Origin of the sequence: Iodidimonas sp. MBR-22 (assembly GCF_029946565.1) — a bacterium.
Lineage (GTDB): Bacteria > Pseudomonadota > Alphaproteobacteria > Sphingomonadales > Rhodothalassiaceae > Iodidimonas > Iodidimonas nitroreducens.
In genome coordinates this window covers 17804-42298 of sequence record NZ_JARKVQ010000016.1, presented here as the reverse complement: position 1 = coordinate 42298, position 24495 = coordinate 17804, and the positions used below count along the sequence as shown (strand labels likewise).

Below are 24495 nucleotides of genomic sequence, written 5' to 3'. Positions count from 1 at the left end.
TCAGAAGGCCGATTCATGAACGGATGATCCTGGAAAAAGCCCGCTGCTGCTTTCAAAAGCGACAGCGGGCTTCGTATGCTTGAGGCTTAGTTGGGGGCCGGATTGGCACACTATGGCTTCATTGGAAAGCCTGCCCCGTCATCGCGGCGGCCAAGGCAATGGGGAACAATCGCCGAAACATGAAATCAATGATCATGGTCCGTCCTTTATTCGCTGATTTTTTTCATATAGATGGAACCCATTTCCCGAGGCTTGACATTTGGCGGGTTCAGAGTGACGCCATATATTTCATCACCCTCGCGTTTTCCTTCAAATTGGATAAATCCAATTTTCGGCTCCGGGTGCATCGGGCTTGTAGACGTCGTTTTGATCTTGAAAAATACTTTATCACCCTCTAACCGCAGATCGTAGAATGGGTTTAAATGATATAGTTTTTCATTATCGATATAATTTTTCCATATGACTTCTATCTCGTCTTTTTTATTATAGTGGATAATGATGAAATCATTCTCTTCATGTTCCCCAAAAATATATCGGGTCTGATAAGAGCCAATCAGTTCATCAACATTATTCTGACTAAAGGCAGAACTATTGAAGTGGAAGAAAAAGAGGCAGGTAAGAAGAAGATAAATAGTCCTCGGCATGTCGGATAATTTCAGGAACATTGTTGATTTCCCTTTTTGGTTGTTGAACGTTTCGTAGAAGGCAACCGCTATCGAACGGGGTCAATTCTCGCTCCTGAGAAACAGGATCGGCGAGCGTCGGCTGGCGCTGAGCATGATCGGCAGAACGGCCCCGAGGGCGGCGAGAATGGCGAGAATAACCCCGAACAGAAAGGGCGTGGGGCCAAGCTCGATCCGTTCGGAGAAGGTCTTCAGCCAGGTTGCGTTGAAATGAAAAGCAATCGGCACGGCCACGATAGCAGCGCCGGCAAGCGGGGTCAGGATGCGGCGCGACAAAAGGCCGGTAAGGAGCAGAGTGCTGGCCCCATGCAGCTTGCGCAATGCAAGTTCGCGCCCCTGTTTATGGAGATAATTGGCGGTCAGGCCATAAAGACCGATCAGCGAGAGCGCAACAGAAATGAAGGCAAATCCAAGGACAGCATGCAAACGACCCCGCTCATCGGCAAGCAATGCCTGATATCTGACTTCAAGGCTATCGCCGGCAATATAGCTGCCAATCTCCATTTCCGCCCAGAACGCCGTGAGCCAGGAATGAAATGCGGTCGCGTCTTTCGTTGCCAGGCGATAAAGAATGCCAGCTTCCGGGTTCCCTTCATAAACATAAAGCTGTGGTGCCGGGTCTGCACGGCCCTCGCCCCAAACGATATCCGGTGCGATGCCGATAATCTTGACCAGAGCGCGCGCCCCTTCCATCACCAGATTGAGATCGGTTCCGAGCGCATCCTCGGGCGATGAGAAACCCAATTGGCGCAATGCGCCCTCGCTGATAACGGCGGAACCGGTGCGCCCTAATTTGCGATAGCCCAGACGGTCGACATCCATGGCCTGATCGAACCAACGTCCTGCACGCATCTCGATCCCGAAAAACCTATCGAAACCGGGCACCACATTCATGAAACTGACGGTCAGATCGTTGTCACGTGATCCCGACTGCCCTACAACCGAAATCTGAACTTGATTTTGACCATTATCCGGGATCTTTTGCCCGACCCTTGTCACCGCGAGAACACCTGATTGTGCGGCAATCCGTTCGGCCAAGACATCGAGGCGATGCTCTGTCCCGCTATCAACAGATATCGCATAAACGCTTTCCAGATTTAAACCCCGGTCGAATTTATTCAGATGATCTATCTGCCGAAATATGACAATCGCGGAAATGATAAAAAATATTGTGCAGGTAAATTGTATGAATATAATAACATTTCTATATATAGTTATAATTTTATCATTGTAATATGAAAGCTTTTTATTATGTGCAATGCGATAAGTTATATTATGAGCATATATGGATAATAATGCGATTATTGATATAAATAAAATCGCAATTTTTATTGAAAATTGAGAATTAAATAGGTTTTTATAATCTATATTTATAAATGTAATAGTTTGCAGTAAATTATTAGAGATATAGGCAAACAAAAATAAAGCAATAATGCAAAATATTATCTATACAATATACATAATGATGATTTCTGCAATCATCATATATGATGATATTCCGAATAATTTTTTTAATATTATTTTTTTCTACTGTTATTTAATATATTTGTTTCTATTAGCACATAATTCATAATAGAAAGAACCATCAATATGATACCAAAATATAACAATATATTTATATAATCAATATTAGCCCTCTTTTTCATATAGTGGCTATCGCTTTTGGATTTAATTCTAAGATCGTTTATTCTGTAGATGTCAAAATGAACAGCATTCGTTTCTGTGTTTGAATTAAGGTGTCTCACATGGTTACGTAAAAAAGGCTCCATCGCATCAGCAATCGCTAAGGAATCCAAGCGCTCATGCGTTTTGATATAGGTGAGTACGGTGGCTGGCTCCCACATCGCATCCAGAAAGGCCTGGCCCCGCGATAGGGGTGATGAGACGGGTGCAATCATGCCGAAAAACCGGAAATGCGTTCGGCTTGGCAGGGTTTTCATGACCCCGGCGATGGTGAGCGGGGCGCCGCCATCCACGGCAATGGTTTGGCCAAGCACATCGACGCGACCAAACAGCCGGATCGCTTCTTCCTCCATGATGACCACGCGCTCCGGGCTTTGCAGTGCGGTGGCGGGATCGCCGGAAAGCAGCGGAAGGCCAAAGAATGTAAAGAAATGCGGATCCACAAAATTGATCGCCGTGCGTGCGGGTGCCCCCTCTTTCGGCCTGATGGCAACAACCGATGGCCGATAGATCCGAACGGCATCTTCGATAAAGGGGGCCGAGGCTTTAAGGGCCGGTGCCAAAGCCGCAGGGGCGCTGGTCGAATAGGAGATGATCCCTTGCCCGTTCATATTATGGAGCGAAAATTCAACGCGATGGATGCGCTCCCAATCAGGGAGCCAGGTATCATAGCTGGTCTCATGAAAATGGAGGAGCATCGCCATGAGCAGAATGGTCGTGCCAACCGCCAGCCCAAAAAGGCCAAGCGCGCGCGGCAGGCCCCCCGACCGGAATGACCGGAAGGCCTGCCAAAACGCAATATGAACCTGATCGAAGGCGAGCAACGCCGTTCTGCCGATGGTTTTATCCGCCATAATCACCGCCTCCGGCCATAGGTTTCTATCTTAGTCGGTGAAGGAACCCAGCGAGATGTGGGCATGGCCCCTTCCTTAATCACGACACACGCCAGCGGTGTTATCTTTGTCGTCGGGCTTGGCCCAAGCATCCCATTGATATTTTTCATGTTCTTATCTCATTCTATGAAAAAAGAAGATCATCAATCTATATTCGATATATATCAGAATATAATATCAAACTTCGTTTTCAGTTGTAAGGCATCTCATCGCGCCATCACCATAAAGTGAAAATTATAGAAAATTCCCGCCTCACGATTGTGGGGATTTTTAAACCCATTTTTGGGGGATGGGGGCATGGCTTAGCCAAAGAAAAGGGCATGATGCTCTGGGCTTTAGCGGGTTTAATGCGGCCTGATCCTAATAATATCTATGCAAAGGTCTGAGCCTTGCCTATATCTTTCGGTCAGTTTGCGATGGGTGTTACAGGGAGTTTGGCCAATGGTTGCCGAGAAAGCCGGGGCCACGGTAAAAACCGGGACCACAGAGAAAACTGGCCAAAAAACCAGCAAGAATGACAGCGAATATCTGCTGACCTTTGCCCGTGGCTTATCGGTTTTGCGTGCCTTTGATAGTGATCGCCCGGAAATGACCCTGAGCGAAGTTGCGGCCGTCACGGGGCTGAATGCCGCTGTTGTCCGTCGCTGTCTCAATACATTGCTGGAACTGGGCTATGTTGCCAAAAATGGTCGGCTGTTTTTGCTGACGCCTGAAGTGCTTGGCTTTTCATCGGCTTATTTGAATTCGATGAATCTGGAAACCATCGTGCAACCTTATTTGCAGGATGTTTCCGATAAAACCGGGGATAGCACCTCGATGGCGGTTTTGTGGCGCGATGAAGTGTTATATCTGCAGCATGTATCCACCAATCGGATGATCCGATTGGCGGCGGGCATCGGCACTCGTTTTCCCGCTTATGCCACGTCATTGGGCCGGGTTTTGCTCGCTTTTCAATCCCCCCAAAGCATTGCCGATTATTTCGATCACACCGAATTGGTGCCGCTCACCAGCCATACCACAACATCGCGCAGCACATTGGAAAGCATTCTGGAAGAAACCCGTGCTCAGGGTTATGCCAGTATTCAAGATGAGCTCGATTATGGGATCGTTTCGATTTCTGTGCCGATTTTTGCCGAAAAGCGCGAGATTTTATGCGCCATCAATTGCTCCACCTCCACCGCCCGGATCGATAAAACCGAGATCATCAAGGATCGCCTGCCGATTTTGAATGAAGCCGCCAACCGTATCGAAGCGGCGATCCGCCAATGGCCGCCGCTCGCCCATTCGATCAAGATGCGCTATGCCCCCACCAAGCGGGACAAAACATCGTCCTGAATGTCCCCGAGCCGAGGGATCAGGCGAGAAAGCCACGGATAGCGGCATGATAGGCATCGGGATGGGTAAGATTGACCAGATGCCCACCCCCCGCCACCACGGCTTTTTGGCCAAATGGCAGGCCATAGGCCAGGGCCGACGCCACCAGATCCAGCCAGCGCGTATCCTCTGCCCCCACCAAAGCCAATGTTGGCACATCAATCTGCGTTAAGCGCGCCGCCATGCTGAGGGGGGGCTGAGCTTTTCCCATTTTTCCCTGCCATTGAGGGGCAGGTGCAGGGGCAGGGGCGGGTGCGGGATCGTGCAGAAGATCAAGGCCGCGATAGCCCGCCAGAATGCTATCGACTTGGGCCTGCACCTCGGGCTGATCATGGGGCACCTGCATCAGCCTGTGGGCGCGCCAAGCGGTTCGCACATCATCCATGCGCCCGGCGCGGGCCCAGCGGCGATAATCATCGAGCGGGATCTGCTCATCGCCCTTGGCCAAAGGCAAAAAACCCTCTAAGGGGGCCCCGTGTAAAATCATGGATTTAAGGCGTTTTGGCGATTGTGCCGCATAGCTGAGAGCGAGCCTGCCGCCTTGCGACATGCCGATCAGGCTGGCCTGCGGCAGATCGAAATGATCCAGCACCCGATCGATATCTGCAAGATCTGCCGCCAGATCGGGGGCGGCATCATGATCGCCAAAGCCGCGTCTGTCGATGGCGATGACCATGAAATCCTTTGCGAGTTCAGCAAGTTGTGGGGCCCACATCCGGCGGTTCAAGGTCCAGCCATGGAGCAGGAGCAGGGCCGGGCCGCGCCCCGCATAGCTGACCGGTATAGTGGTGCCATTTCCAGAAACTGTGATGTCTGTCATCGGATTTCCCATGCTTTCGCTGTTCTTGCACAATTTCGATAAATGAATATAATTTCGATCAGCGACATTTGTTCAAAGGAGAGTCAGTATGCCCGAGCCGCAGTTCGATCAAGCCGCTTATGATAAAAAATGCAAAGCGCGTCAGGCGAAAAACAAGGTTCGCATGATGCATCATCATGCTTATCTGGCCAAAGATATGGAAGAAACGCGCAAATTTTATGAAGATCTGTTGTCGATGCCCTTGATCGGCACATGGATCGAACGCACCAATCCGGTGACGGGTGAGCCGGATAATTATATCCACACATTTTTTGAATTGGGCGATGGCTCGTGCCTTGCATTTTTCCAATTCAAGAATGTGGAGCAAAATGCCGATCATGCCATCCAAAGATTCGAGCAGATCAATCCTTTCACCCATCATATCGCTATCGAAGTGACGGATGATGATGCTTTGCAAGAGTATCGCAAGCGTTTGGATGAGGCCGATTATCCTTATGTGCTGACCGATCATGGCTATTTATCATCGATTTATCTGCATGATCCCAATGGGATGCAGGTGGAACTGACAACCCGGGTGCCGAATACGGATGTGATGATGGCCCGGGCTGGTGATGATGCCCGCAGCATTCTGGATCGTTGGATGGCCGAAGATGATGTGCCCACCAATAATTTTGAGCGCGGTGCGGGCTGGGTCGCCAAAGATGCCCAAGCTTGAGAGCATTGCTCCCAAACCCTTGGCCCTGAGCGATTTTTCGATGCCCTACGGAATTGATCAAACAATCAGATAGCCGTTTATGCCGCTTTGGTTTCATCGCCGAAGCGGCATTTTTTCGATTTATGAAATTGACTTCGTAAATCGAAATTCTGTAAACTACATTCATCAGAGGTCAAAAAGTGACAGCCGACAAGCATCCCCCAAAAGAAGGGATGCACAGGTGCCCTTCGGATCGGGGCGCGCTTTAAGGCCTCAGGCAGTGATGAAAGACCAGCCATGCAATCGTCTGGATGCTGCATCGATCAACCCAAGGGGAGGACAAGGCATGTTCAATAGACAGACACCGTTGCCACAAAGCAAAAGGGCCCTGCTGCTCAAAACAGTATGTATGGCCCCATTCCTTGTGGTTTCGGCGCAGCTTTCGGCGCAGGAACAGGGCGGGATTCAAGCACAGGACGAGGCTCCGCAACGCGTGCTTCAACTCGAAGAAATCGTGGTGACCTCACGTAAGCGCGCTGAAAGTTACCAGGATGTGCCGATTGCCGTCACCGCCTTCACGGCTGGCAGTATCGAGCGCACGGGCATCGAAAGGCCGCAGGATTTCATCAACCTCACATCCAATGTGAATTTGGTGCAGACGCAAAATCAGGGCGCGTCTTTTGTTGTGGTGCGTGGCATCGGTCAGGCGCGGAACAGCGAACCATCGGTGGCGGTGGTGGTTGATGGCGTTTTGCAAAGCAATCCTGAAATGTTCAACACTGAATTATTCGATATTTCCCGCATCGAAATCCTGAAAGGCCCCCAGGGCGCGCTATATGGGCGCAATGCCATTGGCGGGGCCATCATCATCGATACCGAAGAGCCGACCCTCGATTATGAAGGCAAGATCAAGGTTGGGGTGGATAATGGCTTTGGCTATCAAACCAAGGGCAGCTTTTCCGGACCGATCACCGAGAGTCTGGGCTTTCGCGTTTCGGCCTCTTATGTGGATACGGATGGGGTCATTCCCAATACCTTCCTCGATGAAGAAGCGCAGCCTTTTGAAGACCTCTCCTTGCGCGCACGCCTGCTTTATGAGCCATCCGAAAAGCTGAAGGTGGATGTGATCGGTAATATCATCCTCACCGATGCCAGGGCCTTTACCTTTCGGATTACTGAAGATGTAAATACGGTGCTGCCGGTGCGGGTGAATAACCCCGGTGTGAATGAGCGCGATAGCTATAATGCTTCTGTGCGGGCGGAATATGATGCCGGTTTTGCAACGCTGACATCCGTGACCGCATGGAATAAAACCGATGAACTGGCAACCGGGGATGCCTTTGATTTCCTGCCGATTGAAGACTCATTCCTGGCCGGTCAGCTTGGCTTTCCTATCGATCTCAATCAAACTGCATTTTTCAAAACGGATTCGATCAGCCAGGAATTTCGTCTCACATCTCCGGTCGGTGAAAAATTCAGTTGGGTTGCCGGAACGTATCTGATCCAAACAGATCGCTTTGCTTCGCTCAGCACGCGCTTTGATACCGGAAACGGCATTGATCCGGAAAAGATCGACCCCAGCACCAATCCGTTGAATTTGCCGACCTCATTCCTTGCGGATCAGCAAAATAACTTCGCCTATGCCTTCTTTGGCGATTTGGTCTATGAACTCTCGCATAAAGTGCAGTTGCAAGCCTCTGTCCGTTATGACAATGACCGTCGCCGCATCACCACATTGACCCCCGATGCCCCCTTCTGTTTTCCCGATGGGGCGACACCTACCCCTTGTCTGCCTGCCAATTCGGCCTTTGAGGGGCAGGAACGGCAAACCCGTTTTGACTCGATCCAGCCAAAATTCACCGCCCGTTATCAGCCCAGCGAAGACGTCAGCCTTTATGCAAGCTGGGGCAAGGGCTTTCGCTCAGGTGGCTTCAATCAATCCGGTGTGGGCACCGTGGCCGCCAATCTGGGCATTGCCGGGGTGAATGATATTTTCGATGCCTCGACCGCCCGCACCACTGAAGTCGGCATGAAGGCGCAATTATTCAATCGCCGCTTAAATGTTGGCGCGGCGGCCTATCATACGGATATGAAGGGCGAGCTGTTCTTCGTGTTCATTGCCCAGAATTCAACGCAAAACCTTGGGACCATCGACAAGGTTGCGCATAATGGCTTTGAAGTCGAAGCCGATGCCTTGCTGCTTGAAGGGCTGCGGCTGAATGCCAGCCTTGGCTTTAACGACAGCAAGATCAAGGATTTCGTCGATCCAACGGCCATCGGCAATGAAACGCCGCTCAATACCCGGCTGACCAGCAATATTGGTCTGGAATATGCCTATCCATTAGGCATTTTCGATGATGCAGATCTGATTTTGCGGGCCGATCATATCCGCTTTGGCAAAACATGGTGGGAGCCCTTCAACACGACGGTGCGGAACCCGGTGAACCTTGTTAATCTGCGGGCTTCGATCGAAAATAATCTCTGGACCTTTGCGGCCTGGGCGAAAAATGTCACCGACAAGGATTATAATGCCGAATTCTCGCCCGGTGGCTTTACCTTCCGTGCGCAACCCAGAACATGGGGTGTCGATCTCACTCGTCGGCTTTGACATGAAAGCTTAGGTTTTCGTCATTCCAGCGCCCCGGCCTTCTGGCCGGGGTGTTTTTTTGTCCTTCGGGGTGGAACCCCAAATCGTCGCTCCGGGCGAAGATTCGTTGTCCACTCTTTAGTTGCTTCCGCTCCGCCCGGCGCGGCGCGTGATCGAACCGTTGGTGTTGGCGCCGGCACTCGCATGAAGCGTGCTCAAGGCTGGGCTGCTCGTCTGTGGCCCTTCACAAGATGGACCCCTGTGCGATGGAACTGTGATATGACGGGTGCAGGCGGTTGTCAGTATTTTTCTGTTTTATCCTTCATCGCCATGTTTTTTTAAAATGATTTTATTATATAGTGGATGTGCGTAGGCGCTTGTCTCTCATCATGCTATAAACCGCTGCGCAAAGCCGTACCCTTATCAAGGCCCTCATCAAGGAAAGACGAGAGTTCATGAAAGCTTACCGGACCGGACACCCCCCACTCATTGAGGGCTCTGCCCCGAAAGCCGATATTCAATGGGGGTCAACGATCCCGTTCATTCTAGCGCATCTGGTTTGTTTTGCCGCTATCTGGACCGGGGTTCATCTGGTTGATGTCATGATCGCCCTTGGTCTTTATGCGCTGCGCATGTTTGGGGTCACCGGCGGTTATCACCGCTATTTTTCCCATCGCACCTTTAAAACCGGGCGCGTGTTTCAATTCATTCTGGCCTTCATTGCCCAAAGCTCTGCCCAGCGCGGCGCTTTATGGTGGGCGTCCACCCATCGGCATCATCATCGCCATTCCGATACCGATGAAGATGTCCATTCACCCGTAAAGCGCAGCTTCATTTATTCCCATATGGGTTGGATTTTTGACCGCAAGCATAGCGAAACCGATCTTTCGACGGTTCCTGATCTCGCCAAATATCCCGAATTGCGGTGGCTGGATCGCAATCGCTATCTGCCCCCCATCTTTTTGGGGTTCGTGGTGTGGCTGCTGGCGGGATGGTCGGGCCTTGTGGTTGGCTTTTTCTGGAGCACAGTGGCCCTGTGGCACGCCACATTCTTCATCAATTCGCTGGCCCATGTGCATGGCAATCAGCGCTATCTGACCGGCGATCAATCCCGCAATAACTGGTGGCTGGCGCTGCTGACCTTTGGCGAAGGCTGGCACAATAATCACCATTATTATCAAAGCGCCGCCTGTCAGGGCTTTCGCTGGTATGAAATTGATATCAGTTTCTACATCCTGAAGGGGCTGGCCTTCATTGGTGTGGTGCATGAACTGAAAACACCCCCTGAAGCCGTCGTCAAAAATGAACAAAGGCTGGGCCGCGCTGTGGTGGAAAAAGCCGCGCTTCAATTGGCGGGCAGCTTTCATCTCGATCGCATCTCCACCGAGTTGCGCCAGTCTCTTGCAAGCGGTCGCGCAAGCTTTGATGCCTCGATGGATGATCTCTCGCACAAGATGGATGAGCTTCACAAAGACATCAATATTCTGCTCGATCAGTGGCAGGCCCAGCTTGATTTCAAGATGGAACATGCCCGCCATGAAATGGGTGCCTTCGTGCATCATCTGCATCTGCCCGATTTGCCTGATCTGCCCAATGGTCAGCAATTGCGTGATCGGGCTTTGCGGATGTTTGCGCAAACCCCATCGATGAATGAGATTCTGGAGCGCGCCCGCCAGATCATGATCGCCAAAGTGCGGGAGTCCTTGATGCATACGCACACAGGTTCGATGCCCGCTTCGGCATGATTTTTTGGGGCCTGATTTTTTGGACCTGATTTTGGCCGGGTCCGATGCCGCGGAGTAAAAGCGGCCCGCCCCGGATTTAGATCCGGCGGCGGGCTTCTGGCGGCTGAGGCCAGAGGGGTGGAGCATGAAACCATCGAGATCGCCGAGGATCGACCGGATATCAAATGGACATCATGCGTCCTAAGGGATGCAGGGTGTGGCCATGCGACTTGTGGCCATCAGAATGACATGCCGATAGAAAAGACCACCGTGGCATCGGTGGTCGTCCCGGCTTTGCTGGTATCCACATAGGCTGCGGAGAAACTCAATCCCTTCCAGCTTCCGGAAAGGCCAAGGCTCCAATCGACTTTATTGTCGCCAAAGGCGCCATCCTCATAGCCAAGGGTGCCATTGATCGAAAAAGGGGTATCGCCCAAAGCCAGCGAACTGGAATTATAGATATAGATATTATCGTTATTGCCGATATTGGATTGATCCGGGGCATAAGCGGCGCCAAATGTAGTGCTGAAGGCTCCAAAGCTGCGGCCCACGCTGACATAAGGCTCTACATAATCGGTATTTTGCCCACCGGGGAACAAAAAGGCCGTGACCCCGGCGGTGATGTCAAAGCCTTTCAGGGTGAACCCATAGCCGGCATAAAGATCAAGCTCGGTCTCGGCGCCGTTAAAGGTTTCGATGCTCGATGCCCAGGTTCCGATGAAAAATCCCGGTGCGGTATTGAGGCTGATGCCCCCCTGGATGGCGGCATCTTCATCGCTTAATGAAACGCCGCGAAAGCGATAATCGGATACGAGGGCCACATTGCCGCTTATGGTGAAAAATTCAGGTTTCTCCTCAGCCTCTTCGGCTTCTTGGGCCTTGGCGGCGGGGGCGGCCAGCAGCGCCGATATGATCATGGCTAAAGCGCTGAAAGATGTGAAGACGCGCGCTTTAGCGGCGGCAGGCTTCAGGCAAAGGGGGACTGTGCGTTCCATGATGGGTTCCTTCCATGGACGTTGAAATGCGATCAATACTGGAGCCGGGCTTTGATGTTTTGGTGGATCAAGGGCGTTTCAGAGCCGGATCACACCCCTGTTCCAAAGATGCGGGAAACCAGCCCCAGACCATGCTGGCCTCCCGCGTCCTCTCCTCAGTTGCCTCGGTATTTATGCGAACCGCCGCCAAATTCGGGATAGGCTTCCAGCCCCAATTCAGCGATATCCGATCCGATGGTTTCCGCTTCTTCATGCAGCCTGATCCCGATGGTATATTTCAGGATGAGCCAGAAGATGGTGCTGAGCACGATGACGAAGGCACCGATGGCAACAACTCCGATAAGCTGGGTCAGGAAACTTGCATCGCCATTGGTCAGGGGAACCGCCAGGGTGCCCCAGATGCCGCTCACCAGATGCACCGAAATGGCGCCGACCACATCATCGATCTTCAGCCGATCAATGAAGGGAATGGCAAAAACCACCAAAGCCGAGCCGATCGAGCCGATGATGATCGCCTGCCCGATGCTGGGGGTCAGCGGCTCGGCAGTGATCGCCACCAGCCCCGCCAGAGCCCCATTGAGGCTCATGGTCAGATCGACCTTTTTATAGATGATCCGGGTGAGGATCAGGGCCGTTACCACACCGCCGGCAGCAGCCATATTGGTATTGGCAAAAATCTGGCTGATGGCGATGGAATCCGCCGCTGATCCAAGGGCTAATTGCGATGCCCCATTAAAACCGAACCAGCCAAACCACAAAACGAAGGTTCCCAATGTGGCCAGTGGCAGGCTGGAACCGGGCATGGCGCGCGGACGGCCATGAGCATCATATTTGCCAAGCCGTGCCCCCAGAATGATCGCCCCCGTGAGCGCCGCCCAGCCGCCGACCGAATGAACCAGCGTCGAGCCGGCAAAATCGGCAAAGCCCATTTCTGAAAGCCAGCCGCCGCCCCAATGCCATGCCCCCTGCAGTGGATAGATGATCCCGGTGAGCAGGGCGGTAAAGATCAGGAAAGGCACCAGCTTCACCCGTTCGGCCATGGTGCCGGAGACGATGGAGGCGGCTGTGGCCACAAAAACCATCTGGAAAAACCAATCGGATGTTGCCGCATAGCCCGCCGAAAAATCACCCGTTTCGGCCAGGGCCGCGCTATCATCGGGCGACCAGAAGCCGATGCTGCCCATGAAGCCGCCATCAACCCCATCATACATCAGGCGATAGCCGATGAGATAATACATGATCCCGGCAATGGAATAGAGCGAGATGTTCTTGAGACAGATATCGGCAACATTTTTGGAGCGCACGAGCCCCGCTTCCAGCATGCAAAAACCAGCCGCCATCCACATCACCAGAAAGCCACCGATCAAAAACAGCAAAGTATTGAAAACAAATGCCGTTTCTTCGGAGACAGCGGCAAAAGCCGGGGCCGGGGCCAGCAGCGCCGAGACCACCAGCCCGGTGGCGGCACAGGCTCGCAAAAGGCGCATCTGCCCCTTCATCTGATCAAAGAGCCGCTTCATTGCTATCCTCCGTTCTGATGCGCATGGCAAATTCCACCGGCAGGACGAAAATTTTCCCGTCTCCCATCTTTCCGGTTTGCGCTGCTTTTTTGATTTCTTCGATCGCGGATTCCATCTGTGCTTCGGGCACAACGGTTTCGATCTTGATCTTGGGAACAAAGCTGATGGCATATTCCGCCCCACGGTATATCTCCGTGTGGCCTTTCTGTCGGCCATAGCCCTGCACTTCGCTCACGGTCATGCCCTCAACCCCGATCGCCGATAAACTGTCTTTCACGGCTTCAAGGCGGGATGGCCGAATAATGGCAATAATCATTTTCATTGGCGCAGCCTTTTCGACTTTGTGTTTCTGTTTATGACACAAACAGACCGTCTTATTGTGCACCGCAAAAGATTTGGTTATAGTCCCCAAAAGGGTGACAGGATAAAAGGTGCCGCCATCACACATGATCTGGAAGCGCTCATCGAATCCATCGGGCTGCCCAATTTTGACGAAATTTTATTGCAAAGGGCCATCAGCCTTGGGCAATGCCATGTCAGCCTTGGGTTTTTATATCTGCCCGGAAGGGTGATCGTTTTATCGGCGGCGGGCGATGGGCCTTATGGCGAATTGGCAACGCTTGCGGCTCTGCGCTATGGCGCGCGCCTGTGGCCCGAAGATCATAGCCTGAAATCGCATCTGAAAGGTCTGGTTGAAAAACAGACACGCCTTCACCTCACTGATCGTGATGAGGTGGGGTCAGAAGCCATCGGCCTGCGATTGTTCGATTTTCTCGATGCCCGCACGCAGATGTCTTTTTATCGCAAGCTGGAAGATGGCACTTATATTCTGCGTTTTTACGCGGCCAAGGCTTTCAGCAAAAAACAGCATCGTGCCATGGAGCAGGAGGGCGGCATGATCATGGCGGCGCTGTCCCGGCATGGCGAATTGCGCAAGAAAAGCCATCGCCCGGTGCTGAAACAAAATGCCCGGACCATGATCGCCGATAGCCTCACGCGGGCGGATCGCCATCTGACCGCGCGTGAGGTGGATGTGTGCAAAAGCACCTTGCTGGGAAAATCGGTGGAAGCCATCAGCCTTGATCTGGGGATCACCGAAAACAGCGTGCGCACCTATAAAAAGCGCGCCTTTCGCCGCTTGGGCATTTCATCGCAAGCGCAGCTTTTCGCCTTGTGCTTTAATGATGCCACCGAACGCTGAGATTGGGGCCTTAGGCAATCAGCGCCCGATAAAGATGCCAGGTGGCATGGCCCAGGATGGGGAAAACCACGGCCAATCCCACAGCCATCGGCAGAAATCCCACAAAAAGCCCAGCCACAACGATCAGGCCCCAATAGCCCATGGCTTTGGGATTGGCGATCACGGCCCGAATTGAGGTGGCAAGGGCCGTTGGGGCATTCACATGCTTATCCAAAAGCATGGGAAAGGATACGACGCTGATGGTGAAGCTGGCCACCGCAAAAACCGCACCCACGATATTGCCCACAAAAACCATCATCCAGCCTTCGGTGGTGCTGAACATCCCGGCCAAAGGGGCCGCAGGGCTGGCGATGGTGCCTAAAGTGTGGCTGTAGATCAGCACGGCGGCCAAAATCCACAAGGAAAAAACCAGCAAAATGAGCAGGCCCAGCATCAAAATCTGGCTGAAGGCGGCGGAGCGGAAAACCCCGAAAGCATCGCGCCAGTGGATTTCCCCTGTTTCTTCGCGCCGCCGGCTCATTTCATAAAGCCCTAAAGCGGCAAAGGGCCCCACAAGGGTAAAGCCTGCAATCAGGGGATAAACAAGGGGCAAAAGATCGCGCCCGGTGACCGCCGCCACCAGAATGAAACACAAGATCGGATAAAGCAGCCCAAGAAAGATGGCATGGGATGGCCTTTTGAGGAAATCACCATAGCCCGCGCGCAAGGCGGCTTTCACATCGCTGATTTCTATGTGCCGGATTTTGGGAAGATCGGCAGAGTGCTCATTCGAGCCAGAAACATTCTGAGCATGTGCAGTGGTCATGGGCGTTCTCCTTCTTGGTGATCGATTGCGATCAACGCCCTACCATTATGCGACATTTTGCCGCGCAGGTCATCCCATCCCTTCAGAAAAGTCAAAATTTATCGTGAAACATCTGTGATAGTGCCGGGTCCTGACCCTATGCTTTGCGGCCTATATCATCAGGCTGTTGATCGCCAGACCACAAAGGGCGGCGAGAATGACGGCGGCCGCATTCAAAAATCGATCGGTGAGGCTGATCGGTGCATCCGAAGGCTGGTTTTGCTCTGTGCGCATCGAAAATCTCCTTCATCATCAAAAGCCATAGCGATTGCGTTCATCGGGAGTCTGGCGATTGTTGCGGTGCAATAGAAGCCCCGAATGCTGCGCGCCTGCCATGCATCACCTGCATAGGTCGGCGGCCTTTCATGTTTTTGCTGCTTTCCTTGCTCATATCTGTGAGGCTGGGTGATCGAAAGACATAATTATCCCCATGGAGCCGATATGAAGATCACATTTCTGGGCGGCGTAGGCACGGTGACTGGCTCCAAATATCTGATTGAACACCAAAAAAAACGCATCCTTGTGGATTGCGGCCTGTTTCAGGGCTATAAGCAGCTTCGTTTGAAAAACTGGCAGCCCTTTCCTGTTCCTCCCGCCTCCATTGATGCTGTCATCCTGACGCATGCCCATATCGATCATTCGGGCTATCTACCGCTTTTGATCAAAAATGGTTTCAAGGGAAAGGTTTATGCCACGAGCGGCACCTGCGATCTTTGCCATATCCTGTTGCCGGATAGCGGATTTCTGCAGGAAAAGGATGCAGACTTTGCCAATCGCCATGGCTTTTCCAAGCATCGGCCTGCGCAACCGCTTTATTCTCAGCGCGATGCCGTGCGGGCCTTGGAGCATTTAAAGCCCATGGCCTTTGATGTGCCTTTCGATCTCGATGGAATTGGCACGGTTTTATTTCGGCCCGCCGGGCATATTCTGGGGGCGGCCATTGTCGAGCTTCAAATAGCGGGGAAACGGATCGTTTTTTCCGGTGATCTGGGGCGGAAGGATAGCCCGATCATGGTTGATCCGGCGATCCTTCATCATGCCGATTATCTGGTTGTTGAATCCACCTATGGCAATAAAGTGCATGATCCCGGCGATGTGGAAACCGCACTGGCCGCCATCATCAATCAAACTGCGGCGCGCGGGGGAACGGTGTTGCTGGCCTCATTTGCCGTGGGGCGGGCGCAAATGCTTTTATATCATCTGTGGCGATTGAAAGAGGCCCGAAAGATTGGCGACCTGCCCATTTTTCTCGATAGCCCCATGGCGATCAATGCCACCGAGCTTTATGGTCGTCATGCGGGCGAACATAAATTATCCCCTGAGCAGTGTGAAAAGATATTCTCCGCCGCCCGATATGTGCGAGAGGTGGAAGACTCCAAAGCCCTTGATCATGATCCCATGCCCAAAATTCTGATTTCAGCCAGTGGAATGGCCACGGGCGGACGGGTGCTGCATCATTTGAAAAGCTATGTTTCCGATCATCGCAACTGCATTTTATTCACGGGATTTCAGGCGGGAGGCACGCGCGGTGAAGCACTGCTGGCGGGGGCGCAATCGATCAAGATCCATGGGGCCTATTATCCGGTGAAAGCCGAGGTGCAATCGCTGCCCATGCTTTCTGCCCATGCCGATAGCAATGGCATCATGGATTGGCTGGGGCATCTGGAAAGCCCACCACGCTGCACGTTCATCACCCATGGCGAACCGGCGGCAGCAGATTGCCTGCGCCACCGGATCGAAGAGGATTTAGGCTGGAAAACCCTGGTCCCCGATTATCGGGAAACCGTGGCTCTGCGCTGAGAGGATTGCGAACGGCGTGGATTTTGGCCTGCCGGTGCGCCCTGGCGTTTGGCGCCGCCATGGCCATGGGATGCGCCCGCAGATGATCCATTGCGACCCCCGCGCCCGCCGCCGCCGCTCTTGCCGCTTCTGGCTGAACGGATCGAGGCCACCGGACCGCTGGGCGGCGTTCCACCAGCCAGATCCAAAGTCCTGCGGGTCAGCTTTTCGATTTCGCGCAGCAGGGGATATTCGGTTTCATCGCAAAAGCTGATGGCAATGCCCTGGGTGCCCGCCCGGGCCGTGCGGCCGATGCGGTGAACATAGCTTTCCGGCTCATGGGGCAGATCGAAATTGATGACATGGGTGATATGATCCACATCAATCCCCCGGGCCGCAATATCGGTGGCCACAAGAATACGCGATTGGCCGGACCGAAAGCTGCTTAAAGCTTTCTGGCGGGCATTTTGCGATTTATTGCCATGGATGGCATCGGCGCTGATCCCGGCACGTTCGAGCTGGGTGGCGATCCGGTCGGCGCCATGTTTGGTGCGGCTGAAAACGATCACGCGGCTTAAGGCTGGATCACCCAGAATTTTGGTGAGCAGGGCGCGTTTATCATTTTGCGCCACATGATGCACATGCTGCTCGATCCGATCAACGGTGATGGTTTCAGGGGTGATATCAACCCGCACCGGCTGATGCAGAATTTCATCGGCAAAGCGCTGGATGGGGGCGGGCATAGTGGCAGAGAAAAGCAGCGACTGACGGTTCTTTTTGATCAGTGCAACAATTTTACGGATATCATGGATGAACCCCATATCCAGCATCCGGTCTGCTTCATCCAGAACCAGAAAATCGCAGCCATCAAGACGCACATGGCGCTGGCTGATGAGATCGAGCAGGCGACCGGGGGTGGCGATCAGAATATCGATACCGCGCGCCACATCACGCACCTGTCGGCCCATGGGAACGCCGCCCACAACCACACTTTGCGAAAGCCGGCTGCCCTTGGAAAAGGTGCGGATGGCATCCGAAATCTGCAAGGCCAATTCCCGTGTGGGGGCAAGGATCAAGGCCCGGGGCTGGCCCGGCTTGACGGTGATGGGGCTGCTGGTCAAAAGCTGGATCAAAGGCAGGGAAAAGGCGGCGGTTTTGCCGGTGCCGGTTTGGGCGATGCCCAGCACATCACGGCCTGAAAGCAGCGGTGGAATGGCTTGTGCCTGAATGGGTGTGGGTTGGGTAATGCCCAATTGATCGAGGGCGGTGCTGATGGTCTTGGTCAGGCCAAGATCTGCAAAGGTCGGGTTGGTCACGAAGCGTAACTTTCTGCACGGCGCAGGCCAGCCATCAATGGCAGCCGGGCGATGCGTTGCCGCAGCCCACACGCATCCGGGCCATGGAAAATAAATATTGAAATGTCTCGAGATGAGAGGCCGTTTAAATCGCTATGATCCGGCGGCGTTTCGCGTGATCGCGAGAAATCAGAAGGTTCAATGCGCCTCATTAGCGCAAATGTCAAGGAGATTGGGCAGGGCAAGGCTGAATAACGGGTTCAAATGCGGGTCAGGAGCGGCAGGGCCTATTCGGCGCGGCCCCGCATCTCCATTTCTCAGGGTCTGATTTAAAAGGAGTGGAGTGATATCACGGGCTTATGATTCAACCGTCTTTGTCGAGAAGATGGAGGATCGAATGACCTAGGCTGATATTACTCGCCAGCAGCATAGCCGGGATGATCTGCGTTATTCAACCGATTTGACGGACCGGGAGTGGGCCCTGGTGGCTGGGATGATCCCGCCGGCGAAGACCGGGGTGCGACCGATGAGCCGGGGCTATATCTACAAGCTGCTGGGCAACCCGCTCTATGCGGGCCGGATCGCCCATAAGGGACAGACTTATGAAAGCCAACATCCAACGATCATCGATGCGGCGAACCTATGAACGGCACCTTGCCGCGTGTCAGAAGCTGGACGATGCCTGCGGGCGGGAAATGCTAAAGTTGATGCGCAGTCTGGGCGTCCCGGTGTAGGCAAGGACGAAAAGGGCGGTGCTATAGAGGACGGAAGGGGGGATTCGATCACCGGTACTCACAATTTCCGACGAGAGTTGCAGACTTATTTATAGCTACTTCAAAACGATGAATTGAATAAAACATTTTATTGTTCATTGTATCAAACGTGTATAATTCATTTACAGAATCATTATATATGACTATTATTGATATAGTGTGTTCCCCAACTCCTATAATTTCCACTGCTTTACTATTTGATTTTGCACTTTGTAGAATTCCTGTTGCATCCTTAAATAATATATCCGCATTATTATCGCTGTCTAAAGCTAAGACTATATTCACCTTCAGTTATCCTATCATCCCTCCAGCCTGCTTCGTTTTTAGGGATAAAATCTCCTGAAAGGAAATACGCATAGCCTTGAATTCCACTGCACGTCATAATAGTTTCGGCTAGTGCCTCGCTCTTTATTATTAGTATAAGTACAACACCACAGATAATTTGTATTAAGAATCGTGTTGGCCGAATGATGCATAAGCGCATGCTATCAGATTCCCTTCGCTATTTCGTTCCACATCGACCAGCCGATATCAATTCCAGTCCTTCGCATCACAAAAGACATAGTGAGGTTCAGTTTCACAGGCTCCTAAGAATGGTATACTAAGCACTGCCAAGGCAATTCGTTGCGGCAACTTCGAGCATCCGGATATTGAGCCGTCACTGATGCTGGCCGGCAAGGGAGGGAGGGCGATCGCCTGATAGGCCTGCGCCTCGCATTCCGCTGGATCGACGGTCTTTTGGCTCGCGGCCATTTCGCCCGCAAGCTCCGGGTGGACCCATTCGTATTATGGCCCCGCCTGCACGCAGCCTGCGACGAGCCCGGTCACAAGCAGGATAAAGAAGCGCATATCGTGCCTCCCCTCGCTCATAGAGAGCGCAATTTATAACTGTATCGGCCTAAGAAATTATTAAGGCGCGCCCTTGCCGAGTGCGGTACGGCCGCTGAAAGCGCGGCACTCGTCTTCAATAACGACCTTCAAGCCATCTATATGTGTGGGAATGAATGTGGGAACGCGAAAAGCCCGAGAGCTTATTTTGTTTTAAAAACAGAATGATAAACAAAAGAGCTGGCGGAGAGGAAGGGATTCGAACCCTCGATGAGCTTTTGACCCATACTCCCTTAGCAGGGGAGCGCCTTCGACCACTCGGCCACCTCTCCGCCGCCGGGTTTATTCGTCTCGGCTCTGTCTGTCAACGCTCTAAACGATTATTGGCGCAAGTTAAGGGCCTATGCCTCTGCGCCACTTCAGACCAGTGTCTGCATCCGGTCGGATGTTTTAAGGTCGATAATCCGGCTGGCGGGCAAAATGATATCAACCCTGGTGCCCTTGCCCAATGCGCTGTGCAGTTCCAATCGCCCGCCATGGGCTTCGGTCAGAGCCTTGCACAAAGGAAGGCCAAGGCCGGTCCCCTCGGCCTTGCGGGCCAGGTGGCCTTCTGCCTGGCCAAAAGGCTCCAGAACCCGGGCCAGATCCTGTTCGGCAATGCCGATGCCATGATCCTCGACCGTCAGGACAAACTCGCCCGTCTCCGTAATCTGCATACGGATATGAATGTCTTTGGACTCGCCGGAAAATTTGATGGAATTATTGATCAGATTAACCAAAATCTGCCGCATCAACTGGCTATCGGCATAGATATCGGGCAGGCCAGCCGGGGCATCCAGATGCAGATTGATCCCCCGGCGCATGGCCGTTTCCCGCAGCATCCGCATCACCACCCGCGCCACATCCTCAAGATCCACATAATCTTCTTGCAAAACAAGCCGATTGGCTTCCACCTTCGACATATCAAGAATGGCATTGATCACATTGAGCAGATGCTTGCCGCTTTCATTCACATCTTCGATATATTCGGCATATTGGCGCGGTTCGATCCGGCCCAGTGTTTCGGCCCGCATGAAATCGGTAAAGCCGATGATGGCGTTCAAAGGCGTGCGCAATTCATGGCTCATATTGGCGAGAAACATGGATTTCGTGCGATTGGCAGTTTCCGCTGCAATCTTGGCCTGTTCCAACTCGGCAGAGCGCATTTTGGCGCGCACCACGCTCATCTGCAGCATCGAAAGCGGCGTGCCGATCCCCGCATAAAGATCGTTTTTTGTAACGATGAACCCTTGGGTGAGGGCGGCGGGCCGCTCATCAAGAATGAACTGACCCAAAAGCTCGATGCTCATGCGGCCATCCACGATCAGGGGGGTGGAATCCATCAGCCGGGTGATCGGCTTCTTCTCAAACAAAGGCCTGCCAAAGCGATCCGCCAGCCGCAAGGTCAGTTCATGGCGATTGACAAGGCCCAAGGGCTTCCCATCCTCAACCACGGCAATGGCCAGAAGATCGGTTTCGCCGGAAAAAATTTCATAGACTTCCGCGCATAAGGCATCCGGGCCAACAACCGGGGCGTCCGTCGCCAGCGCTTCAATGATGTCCATAAGCCTCACCAGTTCACATGATAGAGCGTCTAGGAGAGCGGGCTTGAGATTTCGTTAATTGTGCCTGCACTGCCGTGATCCCCCAAAGGCCGAACTGCGTGCTTGCCTGCACCTTAAGATCAGCAAAAGATTGCGCAATGTTGATCACCGCACCATGACAATTTTATCACAGCGCGGCGATGATGTGTTCACAATCGCGTCAATCCCGAAATTTTCAGGATGACCCCAGCTTTTTTGCGAGGATTTCATTAACCACCGCCGGGTTCGCCTGCCCCCGGCTTTCCTTCATCACCTGCCCCACCAAAAAGCCGATGACCTTGGTTTTCCCGGCTTTATACTGTTCCACCTGCGTGGGATTGGCGGCGATGATCTGATCGGCCATGGCTTCGAGCGCACCGGTATCCGAGACCTGCTTCAGGCCCTTTTCCTCAACAATCACAAGGGGATCACGGCCAGTAGCAAACATATCTTCCAGCACATCTTTCGCTGCAGAGCCGGAAATGGTGCCATCAAGCACCAAAGCCAGCAAAGCCGCAGAACGCGCCGGATCAATGGGGCATTGGGTGATGTTTTGGCCCGCCTTATTCAGATGGCCATAAAGATCCGACAGCATCCAGTTTGAAGCTTTGGCAGCGATTTTGGCAATCGGCTGCCCGGTTTTGGCCACAAGCGCATCGATCAGCTGCTCGAACCAATCGGCGCTTTCCTTTTCCCCCACAAGGGTTGCGGCATTATGTTCGGCCAGGCCCCATTCATGGGTGAACCGGGCCTTTTTGGCATCGGGTAATTCCGGCAGGCTTTGCCGCGCCGCCTCGATAAAGGCCTCGTCAAATTCCAAAGGCAGCAGATCAGGATCGGGGAAATAGCGATAATCATGCGCATCTTCCTTGGATCGCATGGAGCGCGTTTCCCCCTTATTGGGATCAAACAGCCGGGTTTCCTGATCGATGGTGCCGCCCGCCTCGATAATATCCACCTGCCTTTGGGCTTCATATTCGATCGCCTGCATCACGAAACGCACAGAATTGACATTCTTGATTTCGCAGCGCGTGCCAAAGGGCGCGCCGGGACGACGGACCGAGACATTGACATCGGCGCGCATCGATCCCTGCTCCATATTGCCATCACAAGAGCCGATATAGCGCAAAAGCGTGCGCAGCTTTTTCAGATAAGCCCCGGCTTCTTCCGGCGTGCGCATATCGGGTTTGGAGACGATTTCCATCAGGGCAACGCCCGATCGATTGAGATCGACCAAAGTCATGCGCGGATGCTGATCATGGATCGATTTTCCCGCATCCTGCTCCAGATGCAGGCGCTCGATCCCGATGGCCTTGCTCGCGCCATTGGCCAGTTCCACATGCACTTCGCCCTCCCCCACGATAGGATCGGAAAACTGGCTGATCTGATAGCCCTGAGGCAGATCGGCATAGAAATAATTCTTCCGGTCAAAGCGCGAATAGCGGTTGATTTTAGCATCCAAAGCCAGCCCGGTTCGCACCGCCTGACGCACACATTCGGCATTGATCACCGGCAACATGCCCGGGAAAGCGGCATCCACCAGGCTCACATTGGCATTCGGCTCCGAGCCAAATGTGGTGGATGCACCGGAAAACAGCTTGGCTTTCGAGGTCACCTGCGCATGAACCTCAAGACCAACGACGATTTCCCAATCCCCGGTCGCCCCACGAACGACATACCCTTCCGGAGCGATGCTCATGCGCCTTTCCTCCACCATGCTGCGGGCCGGGCAGTGAATGCCGCAGCCTTTTCCATCACTTGGGCAATTTTCAAAACCGTGCCTTCATCAAAAGCGCGGCCCAAAAGCTGCAATCCCAAAGGCAGGCCATCCGCCGATAAAGCCGCCGGGATCGAAATCCCCGGCAACCCTGCCAAAGACGCAGGCACGGTGAACACATCATTCATATACATGGCCAGCGGATCAGGCTTCGCCCCAAAGGCAAAAGCCGCGCTGGGTGCGGTGGGGGTAAGGATCGCATCGACCTTTTGCCAGGCATGGGCGAAATCATCGGCAATCAGGGTGCGCAGCTTTTGCGCCTTCAGATAATAGGCATCATAATAGCCGGCAGACAGCACATAAGTACCCATCAAAATCCGCCGCTTCACCTCATCGCCAAAACCTTCGGCGCGGGTTTTTTCATAAAGTTCGGTGAGGCCATCCCCCGCTTCAAGCTCAGCACGAAAGCCATAGCGCACGCCATCATAGCGGGCCAGATTGGATGACGCCTCGGCCGGGGCCACAATATAATAGGTGGGCAGGGCATAATGGGTGTGGGGCAAAGAGATTTCAACGATCTCAGCCCCCGCATCCTTCAGCCAATCCATGCCTTTTTGCCACATGGTATCAATTTCGGGCGACATGCCATCCACCCGATATTCCTTGGGAATCCCAATCTTCAAGCCGCGAATATCGCCGCCCAAAGCCGCTTCATAATCGGGCACGGGGGTATTGACACAGGTGCTGTCTTTTTGATCATAACCCGCCATCGCCCCCAGCATGATGGCGCAATCGCGTACCGAGCGGGCAATGGGGCCCGCCTGATCGAGGGATGAGGCAAAAGCCACCATCCCAAAGCGCGAACAGCGGCCATAGGTCGGCTTCAAACCCACCGTGCCGGTAAAGGCCGCGGGCTGACGGATCGAACCGCCGGTATCGGTACCGGTGGCGCAGGGGCTGATGCGGGCGGCGACGGCAGCCACCGATCCCCCCGATGATCCGCCGGGAACCGTTTCAACATCGCCAGCCCGCCACGGATTTATAACGGAACCGTAATAACTCGTTTCATTGGATGAACCCATCGCGAATTCATCCATATTGACCTTGCCCAGCATCACCGCGCCCGCCTGCCACAAATTGGCGGTGACGGTGCTTTCATAGGGCGGGATGAAGGGATCGAGAATCCGGCTGCCCGCAGTGGTGCGCACGCCTTTGGTACAAAACAGATCCTTCACCGCCACCGGAATCCCGGTCATCGGGCTGTGGGTTCCCGCTTTCAGGCTGGCATCGGCGCTATCGGCCATCGCCAAAGCCTGCTCAGGCGTTTCGGTGACAAAAATATTGAGGCTGCGGGCTTCCTCCATCGCCTTCAGGCTGGCCATGGTCAGTTCCCGGGCGGAACAATCGCGGGCGGCAAGCTTATCGCGCGCCTCGGCAATCGAGAGATCGGTCAATTCGGTCAT

The 24495-nt window shown here is 53.4% G+C and carries 21 protein-coding genes, 1 tRNA gene and 1 pseudogene; 8 read left to right on the top strand and 15 right to left on the bottom strand.

Annotated features, from left to right (window positions below):
- Positions 1-206: 206 nt before the first annotated feature.
- The 3 genes from QK300_RS11645 to QK300_RS11635 all read right to left on the bottom strand — a co-directional run bounded on the left by QK300_RS11645 (position 207) and on the right by QK300_RS11635 (position 3220).
- Positions 207-665, bottom strand: a complete 459-nt coding sequence (locus tag QK300_RS11645) for a hypothetical protein (RefSeq protein ID WP_281301888.1) — start codon at positions 663-665, stop codon at positions 207-209.
- A gap of 60 nt (positions 666-725) precedes the next feature.
- Positions 726-2102, bottom strand: a complete 1377-nt coding sequence (locus QK300_RS11640; protein WP_281301889.1) for an FtsX-like permease family protein — start codon at positions 2100-2102, stop codon at positions 726-728.
- 98 nt (positions 2103-2200) lie between these two features.
- Complete coding sequence (locus QK300_RS11635; protein ID WP_281301890.1) at positions 2201-3220, bottom strand: ABC transporter permease; 1020 nt, start codon at positions 3218-3220, stop codon at positions 2201-2203.
- Positions 3221-3700: 480 nt separating this feature from the next.
- Between QK300_RS11635 and QK300_RS11630 the strand changes: the two genes are divergently transcribed.
- Entirely contained in the window at positions 3701-4594 is an 894-nt protein-coding gene (locus QK300_RS11630; protein WP_281301891.1) for an IclR family transcriptional regulator C-terminal domain-containing protein, read from the top strand.
- A 19-nt stretch (positions 4595-4613) separates the two neighbouring features.
- Here the strand turns inward: QK300_RS11630 and QK300_RS11625 are convergent, their stop codons facing one another.
- Positions 4614-5453, bottom strand: coding sequence for an alpha/beta hydrolase (locus QK300_RS11625; protein ID WP_281301892.1), 840 nt, complete (start codon positions 5451-5453; stop codon positions 4614-4616).
- Positions 5454-5541: 88 nt separating this feature from the next.
- Between QK300_RS11625 and QK300_RS11620 the strand changes: the two genes are divergently transcribed.
- The 3 genes from QK300_RS11620 to QK300_RS11610 all read left to right on the top strand — a co-directional run bounded on the left by QK300_RS11620 (position 5542) and on the right by QK300_RS11610 (position 10479).
- Positions 5542-6168, top strand: a complete 627-nt coding sequence (locus QK300_RS11620; protein WP_281301893.1) for a VOC family protein — start codon at positions 5542-5544, stop codon at positions 6166-6168.
- A gap of 388 nt (positions 6169-6556) precedes the next feature.
- Positions 6557-8755: a TonB-dependent receptor gene (locus QK300_RS11615; protein ID WP_281301894.1), complete on the top strand. Its 2199-nt coding sequence runs from the start codon at positions 6557-6559 to the stop codon at positions 8753-8755.
- A gap of 434 nt (positions 8756-9189) precedes the next feature.
- Positions 9190-10479 (top strand): fatty acid desaturase, encoded by a 1290-nt coding sequence (locus QK300_RS11610; RefSeq protein ID WP_281301895.1) that lies wholly within the window; start codon positions 9190-9192, stop codon positions 10477-10479.
- A 218-nt stretch (positions 10480-10697) separates the two neighbouring features.
- Here the strand turns inward: QK300_RS11610 and QK300_RS11605 are convergent, their stop codons facing one another.
- The 3 genes from QK300_RS11605 to QK300_RS11595 form a co-directional block, all read right to left on the bottom strand.
- Positions 10698-11453 carry a TorF family putative porin gene (locus QK300_RS11605; RefSeq protein ID WP_281301896.1) on the bottom strand — a complete coding sequence of 252 codons (756 nt, stop codon included), beginning with the start codon at positions 11451-11453 and terminating at the stop codon, positions 10698-10700.
- Between the two features lie 155 nt (positions 11454-11608).
- Positions 11609-12973 (bottom strand): ammonium transporter, encoded by a 1365-nt coding sequence (locus QK300_RS11600; protein WP_281301897.1) that lies wholly within the window; start codon positions 12971-12973, stop codon positions 11609-11611.
- On the bottom strand, positions 12957-13295 hold the full coding sequence (locus tag QK300_RS11595) for a P-II family nitrogen regulator (protein WP_281301898.1): 339 nt from the start codon (positions 13293-13295) through the stop codon (positions 12957-12959). Before QK300_RS11595 ends, QK300_RS11600 begins: the two co-directional genes overlap by 17 nt.
- A gap of 57 nt (positions 13296-13352) precedes the next feature.
- Between QK300_RS11595 and QK300_RS11590 the strand changes: the two genes are divergently transcribed.
- A complete protein-coding gene (locus tag QK300_RS11590; protein ID WP_281301899.1) occupies positions 13353-14174 on the top strand; it encodes a helix-turn-helix transcriptional regulator in 822 nt (273 codons plus the stop codon).
- 10 nt (positions 14175-14184) lie between these two features.
- On the opposite strand, the gene QK300_RS11585 is transcribed toward QK300_RS11590, so the two are convergent.
- Complete coding sequence (locus QK300_RS11585) at positions 14185-14979, bottom strand: DUF2189 domain-containing protein (protein WP_281301900.1); 795 nt, start codon at positions 14977-14979, stop codon at positions 14185-14187.
- A 150-nt stretch (positions 14980-15129) separates the two neighbouring features.
- The gene (locus QK300_RS11580; protein WP_281301901.1) at positions 15130-15252 is read right to left on the bottom strand and encodes a hypothetical protein; all 123 of its coding nucleotides are present in this window, start codon (positions 15250-15252) and stop codon (positions 15130-15132) included.
- 207 nt (positions 15253-15459) lie between these two features.
- Between QK300_RS11580 and QK300_RS11575 the strand changes: the two genes are divergently transcribed.
- Positions 15460-16818 carry an MBL fold metallo-hydrolase gene (locus QK300_RS11575; protein WP_281301902.1) on the top strand — a complete coding sequence of 453 codons (1359 nt, stop codon included), beginning with the start codon at positions 15460-15462 and terminating at the stop codon, positions 16816-16818.
- Here the strand turns inward: QK300_RS11575 and QK300_RS11570 are convergent.
- Complete coding sequence (locus QK300_RS11570; RefSeq protein WP_281301903.1) at positions 16791-18113, bottom strand: DEAD/DEAH box helicase; 1323 nt, start codon at positions 18111-18113, stop codon at positions 16791-16793. The genes QK300_RS11575 and QK300_RS11570 overlap by 28 nt on opposite strands.
- 391 nt (positions 18114-18504) lie before the next feature.
- On the opposite strand from QK300_RS11570, the pseudogene QK300_RS11565 reads away from it, so the two are divergent.
- Positions 18505-18600 (top strand): annotated as a pseudogene (locus QK300_RS11565) (IS5/IS1182 family transposase); the annotation flags it as partial.
- On the top strand, positions 18577-18738 hold the full coding sequence (locus QK300_RS11560; protein WP_281301904.1) for a hypothetical protein: 162 nt from the start codon (positions 18577-18579) through the stop codon (positions 18736-18738). The pseudogene QK300_RS11565 and the gene QK300_RS11560, both read left to right, overlap by 24 nt.
- A 136-nt stretch (positions 18739-18874) precedes the next feature.
- On the opposite strand, the gene QK300_RS11555 is transcribed toward QK300_RS11560, so the two are convergent.
- The 5 genes from QK300_RS11555 to gatA form a co-directional block, all read right to left on the bottom strand.
- Positions 18875-19150 carry a hypothetical protein gene (locus QK300_RS11555; protein ID WP_281301905.1) on the bottom strand — a complete coding sequence of 92 codons (276 nt, stop codon included), beginning with the start codon at positions 19148-19150 and terminating at the stop codon, positions 18875-18877.
- A gap of 784 nt (positions 19151-19934) precedes the next feature.
- Positions 19935-20025 (bottom strand) — tRNA-Ser (locus tag QK300_RS11550).
- 87 nt (positions 20026-20112) lie between these two features.
- Positions 20113-21297 carry an ATP-binding protein gene (locus QK300_RS11545; protein ID WP_281301906.1) on the bottom strand — a complete coding sequence of 395 codons (1185 nt, stop codon included), beginning with the start codon at positions 21295-21297 and terminating at the stop codon, positions 20113-20115.
- A 214-nt stretch (positions 21298-21511) separates the two neighbouring features.
- A complete protein-coding gene (gene gatB, locus QK300_RS11540; RefSeq protein WP_281301907.1) occupies positions 21512-23014 on the bottom strand; it encodes an Asp-tRNA(Asn)/Glu-tRNA(Gln) amidotransferase subunit GatB in 1503 nt (500 codons plus the stop codon).
- On the bottom strand, positions 23011-24495 hold the full coding sequence (gatA, locus tag QK300_RS11535) for an Asp-tRNA(Asn)/Glu-tRNA(Gln) amidotransferase subunit GatA (RefSeq protein ID WP_281301908.1): 1485 nt from the start codon (positions 24493-24495) through the stop codon (positions 23011-23013). Before gatA ends, gatB begins: the two co-directional genes overlap by 4 nt.